Below are 4,950 nucleotides of genomic sequence, written 5' to 3' on the forward strand. Positions count from 1 at the left end.
GCGCCGGGTCCCGGACCCGGCGCCGTGTGCTGTCACCACAAACAGTTCAACAAAGTGTTGACGGCCTGTTGCGGCCGATCTAGCTTGTGCGGGTGGCACCAACCCCCAGGAGGTCCACCCGTGACCCAGCCACCCCCTGCCCGCCCCGGGCCCTCCGCGCCCTCCGGGCTCCCCGCGCTCTCGGCCGCCGACGCGTCCGGACTGCGCGAGACCCTGCTGGAGGTCTGCTCCAGCCCCGCCTGGGCGGCCGCCGTCGCGGCATCCCGCCCCTGGCACGACCGCGAGGAGCTGCACGCCGCCAACGCGAAGGCGATGGCGGAGCTCTCCGCGGCCGACCTGCACGACGCGATGGCCGGCCACGCCCGGATCGGCACCCCCAAGCCGGGGGACGCCGTCTCCGAGCGCGAGCAGGCCGGCGTCCGGGGCGTCGACCCGTCCGTGCTGGACGAGCTGCGCACCGCCAACGCCGCCTACGAGGCCAAGTTCGGCCACGTGTTCCTGATCTGCGCGACCGGCCGCACCGCGGACGGCATGCTCGCCGCGCTGCGCGAGCGGTACCCGAACGACGCCGCCACCGAGGCGGAGATCGTCCGGGGCGAGCTGCGGAAGATCAACGAGATTCGCCTCAATCAACTGCTTGACGAACGTCAATGAATTGACGGACAGTCACTTACTGCCATCAGTGAGGTTCCCCCACCCATGACCGGCATCTCCACGCATGTGCTCGACACCAGCCTCGGCCGCCCGGCCGAGGGCGTACCGGTCGAGCTGGCACTGCACACCGAGGGTGGCTGGCAGGTGCTCGGCACCTCCGCCACGGACTCCGACGGCCGGGTCAAGGACCTGCCGGCCGCGGAGGCGGGCTCGGTCGTCCGGCTGCTCTTCGACACCGCGGCGTACTACGCGGGGTCGGCCGAGCGGCCGTTCTTCCCCGAGGTCTCGATCGTCTTCACGGTCGCGCCCGCGCAGCACCACTACCACGTGCCGTTGCTGCTCAACCCGTTCGGCTACTCGGTCTACCGCGGAAGCTAGGTAGGCCGTCCGGAACCTAGGAGCCACCCCATGGCCCACGTGCTCGGTCAGAACCAGTACGGCAAGGCGGAGAACCGCATCGTCCGGGTCTACCGCGATTCCACCCGCCACGAGATCAAGGACCTGAACGTCTCGGTCTCGCTGCGCGGCGAGTTCGAGGACGTGCACCTCACCGGCTCGAACGCGAACTGCCTGCCCACCGACACCACCAAGAACACCGTGTACGCCTTCGCCAAGGAGCACGGCATCGAGTCCGCCGAGGGCTTCGGCGTCCAACTGGCCCGGCACTTCGTCGAGAACACCGAGCGCGGCGTGGTGCACAGCGCCCGGATCCGGATCGAGGAGTACGGCTGGGAGCGGATCAGGACCCCCGACTCCTCCTCCCGGTTCATCGGCTCCGAGGAGGTCGGCCACTCCTTCGTCCGCAAGGGCCAGGAGGTGCGCACCACCGAGGTGGTGTACGACGGCGACCGCTTCCGGGTGGTCTCCGGGCTCAAGGACCTGGTGGTGATGAACACCACCAACTCCGAGTTCTGGGGCTACATCAAGGACAGGTACACCACCCTGCGGGAGGCGTACGACCGCATCCTGGCCACCCAGGTGACGGCCCGCTGGGCGTTCGGCTTCCACGGCCGCGACGGCGAGCCGGAGCCGAACTGGAACCGCTCGTACCAGCAGGTGCGCCGCCACCTGCTGGAGGCGTTCGCCGAGACCTACTCCTACTCGCTGCAGCAGACCCTGCACGCGATGGGCACCCGGGTGCTGAACAACCGCGCCGAGGTGGACGAGGTCCGCCTGGAGCTGCCGAACAAGCACCACTTCCTGGTCGACCTGGAGCCGTTCGGGCTGAAGAACGACAACGAGGTCTACTTCGCCGCCGACCGGATGTACGGCCTGATCGAGGGCACCGTGCACCGCGAGGGCGTCACCCCGGTCATCCCAGTCGTCTGACGCAGCGTCAACTCACACAAGCACCACCGCAGTTCTCCACTCCCCCACACCGTTCGGAGACCGCGCCCGCCCTCACGGCGGCGGCTCCGGGAGCTGGAGAGCAGGCCGGAGGGACTCTCCACCGTCGTCCCGCCCTCCGCCGATCGTCACCCTCTCCAGCGCCCGGGTCGCGCCGAGAGCCAGGGGCAGCAAAGGGGCTCTTCCATGGCACTCCGCACCACCCCCCGCACTGACGACGGTTCCACCCCCACCCACCCGGTCGACGAGGTGCTCTCCCCGCCGAAGCTGTTCGGCACCGGGCTGCAGCACGTCGCCGCGATGTACGCCGGCGTGGTCGCCCCACCCCTGATCGTGGGCGCGGGCGTCGGGCTGACCCCCGGCGAACTCGCCCTGCTGATATCGGCCAGCCTGTTCACCGCGGGCCTGGCCACCCTGCTCCAGACCCTGGGCGTCTGGCGGATCGGGGCCCGGCTCCCGTTCGTCAACGGCGTCTCGTTCGCCGGCGTCGCCCCGATGCTGGCGATAGCCAAGGGCTCGATTGAAAGCAAGGGGGGCCCGAAGGACGCCCTCCCGGTGATCTTCGGGGCGGTGATCGTCGCGGGGGTCCTGTGCTTCCTCGCGGCGCCGTACTTCTGCCGGCTGGTCAGGTTCTTCCCGCCGGTCGTGCAGGGCACCGTGATCACCCTCATCGGGGTGTCCCTGCTGCCGGTCGCGGTCAACTGGGCGCGCGGCGGCTCGCCGGGCGCGCCCGGCTACGGCTCCGCGAAGGCGGTCGGCCTGGCCGCGTTCACGCTGGGCGCCGTGGTGCTGGGCAACCGGCTGCTGCGGGGCTTCTGGCAGCAGATGTCGCTGCTGATCGGCCTGGCCGTCGGCACCGCCGCGGCCTTCCCGCTCGGCCTGGCCGACTTCTCGGCCGTCGGTGACGCGCAGGTGTTCGCGCTGCCCTCGCCGTTCCACTTCGGCGGGCCGCAGTTCGACGCCGCGGCCATCGTGTCGATGTGCATCGTCATGGTGGTCTCGATGACCGAGTCCACCGCCGACATGCTGGCGCTGGGACGGATCGTCGACCGCGAGGCGGACGAGCCCACCCTGGCGGCGGGCCTGCGCGCCGACGGCCTGGCCACCGCGGTCAGCCCGGTGTTCAACGGCTTCGCGTGCAGCGCGTTCGCCCAGAACATCGGCCTGGTGGCGCTCACCAGGGTGCGCAGCCGGTTCGTGGTCGCGGCGGGCGGCGGCATCCTGGTGCTGCTGGGCCTGTTCCCGGTGCTCGGCTCGCTGGTGTCGCTGGTGCCGCAGCCGGTGCTGGGCGGCGCGGGGATCGTGCTGTTCGGCACGGTCGCGGCGTCCGGCATCCGCACCCTGGCGGAGGCCGGGATGGAATCCACCTCGCACACCATCCTGGTATCGGTCTCGCTCGGGGTAGGGATCATCCCGATCGCCGTACCGACCTTCTACGACGGGTTCCCGGAGGCCGTCCGCACCCTGATGCACTCCGGCATCTCGGCCGGCTGCCTGGCCGCGGTGCTGCTCAACCTGCTGTTCCACCACGTCGGCTCCGCCGGCCGTTCCCTCCAAGGAGTTCCCCCATGGCAGTCCAGCCCCCCGCCGCCGACCGGCGGATCGTGATCGAGAACGTCGCGATCGCCACCGTCGACGCCCACGACACCGAGTACGCCCGCGGCCACGTGGTCCTGCTCGGCAACACCATCGAGTCGGTCGGCGACGGGCCCGCGCCCGCCTGGCTGGAGAACGTGGCACGGCGGATCAACGGCGAGGGGCACCTGCTCACCCCCGGGCTGGTCAACACGCACCACCACTTCTACCAGTGGATCACCCGCGGCCTGGCCCAGGACGACATCCTGTTCGACTGGCTGGTGGCGCTCTACCCGACCTGGGCCCGCATCGACGAGGACCTGGTGCACGCCGCCACCCAGGGCTCCGCCGCGGCGCTGCTCAAGTCGGGCTGCACCACCGCCTCCGACCACCACTACGTCTTCCCGCGCGGCGGCGGCGACGTGCTCGGCGCCTCGGTGGCCGGCGTCCAGGAGCTGGGCCTGCGGTTCACCGCGCTGCGCGGCTCGATGGACCGCAGCAAGAAGGACGGCGGGCTGCCGCCGGACCACGCGGTCGAGGACACCGACGAGATCCTCGCCGCATCCGAGAGCGCCGTCGACAAGTGGCACGACGCCTCGTTCGGCTCGATGCTCCAGGTCGCCATCGCGCCCTGCTCCCCGTTCTCGGTCTCCACCGACCTGATGCGGCGCTCGGCCGAGCTGGCCCGCCGCAAGGGCGTGCGGCTGCACACCCACGGCTCGGAGACCGCCGAGGAGGAGGAGTTCTGCAAGCAGCTGTTCGGGATGGGCCCCACCGACTACTTCGAGTCGACGGGCTGGCTCGGCGAGGACGTCTGGATGGCGCACTGCGTCCACATGAACGACTCCGACATCGCCAAGTTCGCCGAGACCGGCACCGGCGTCGCGCACTGCCCGTCCTCCAACGCCCGCCTCGCGGCCGGCATCGCCCGCGTCCCCGACATGCTGAAGGCGGGCGTGCCGGTCGGCCTCGGCGTGGACGGCACCGCCTCCAACGAGTCCGGCGAGCTGGGCACCGAGCTGCGCAACGCGCTGCTGATCAACCGCCTGCACGGCCGCCCCGACGCCCTGACGGTGCGCCAGGCGCTGCGGCTGGGCACCATGGGCGGCGCGCGCGTGCTGGGCCGGCAGGCCGAGATCGGCTCGATCGAGGCCGGCAAGCTCGCCGACCTCGCGCTGTGGAAGGTCGACGGCGTGCTGCACTCCTCGATCGCCGACCCGGTCGCCGCCCTCGTCCTGGGCGCGCTCCCGCCGCTGGCCGCCCTGTTCGTCAACGGCAACGCGGTCGTCGAGAACGGCCGCCTCACCACCGCCGACGAGGACCGCATCGCCCTCGCCGCCGCCCGCGCCGCCCGCGACCTCGCCTCCCGCGGCT

5 protein-coding genes are annotated in these 4,950 nt (G+C 71.5%); all 5 read left to right on the plus strand.

Going from position 1 to position 4,950, the window contains the following annotated elements; genetic code table 11:
* The first annotated feature begins 120 nt into the window (after positions 1 to 120).
* Positions 121 to 654 (plus strand): 2-oxo-4-hydroxy-4-carboxy-5-ureidoimidazoline decarboxylase, encoded by a 534-nt coding sequence (gene uraD / locus ACFUEL_RS35060; RefSeq protein WP_380241517.1) that lies wholly within the window; start codon positions 121 to 123, stop codon positions 652 to 654.
* A gap of 45 nt (positions 655 to 699) precedes the next feature.
* Entirely contained in the window at positions 700 to 1,032 is a 333-nt protein-coding gene (gene uraH, locus ACFUEL_RS35065; RefSeq protein ID WP_380241518.1) for a hydroxyisourate hydrolase, read from the plus strand.
* 30 nt (positions 1,033 to 1,062) lie between these two features.
* Positions 1,063 to 1,983, plus strand: a complete 921-nt coding sequence (pucL, locus tag ACFUEL_RS35070) for a factor-independent urate hydroxylase (RefSeq protein ID WP_380241520.1) — start codon at positions 1,063 to 1,065, stop codon at positions 1,981 to 1,983.
* A gap of 204 nt (positions 1,984 to 2,187) precedes the next feature.
* A complete protein-coding gene (locus tag ACFUEL_RS35075) occupies positions 2,188 to 3,609 on the plus strand; it encodes a nucleobase:cation symporter-2 family protein (protein WP_380241522.1) in 1,422 nt (473 codons plus the stop codon).
* A partial coding sequence (locus tag ACFUEL_RS35080; protein WP_380241524.1) for an 8-oxoguanine deaminase occupies positions 3,570 to 4,950 on the plus strand: 1,381 nt, incomplete at its 3' end. The genes ACFUEL_RS35075 and ACFUEL_RS35080, both read left to right, overlap by 40 nt.

Source organism: Kitasatospora sp. NPDC057198 (assembly GCF_042670125.1).
In the GTDB taxonomy this organism is placed as follows: Bacteria; Actinomycetota; Actinomycetes; order Streptomycetales; family Streptomycetaceae; genus Kitasatospora.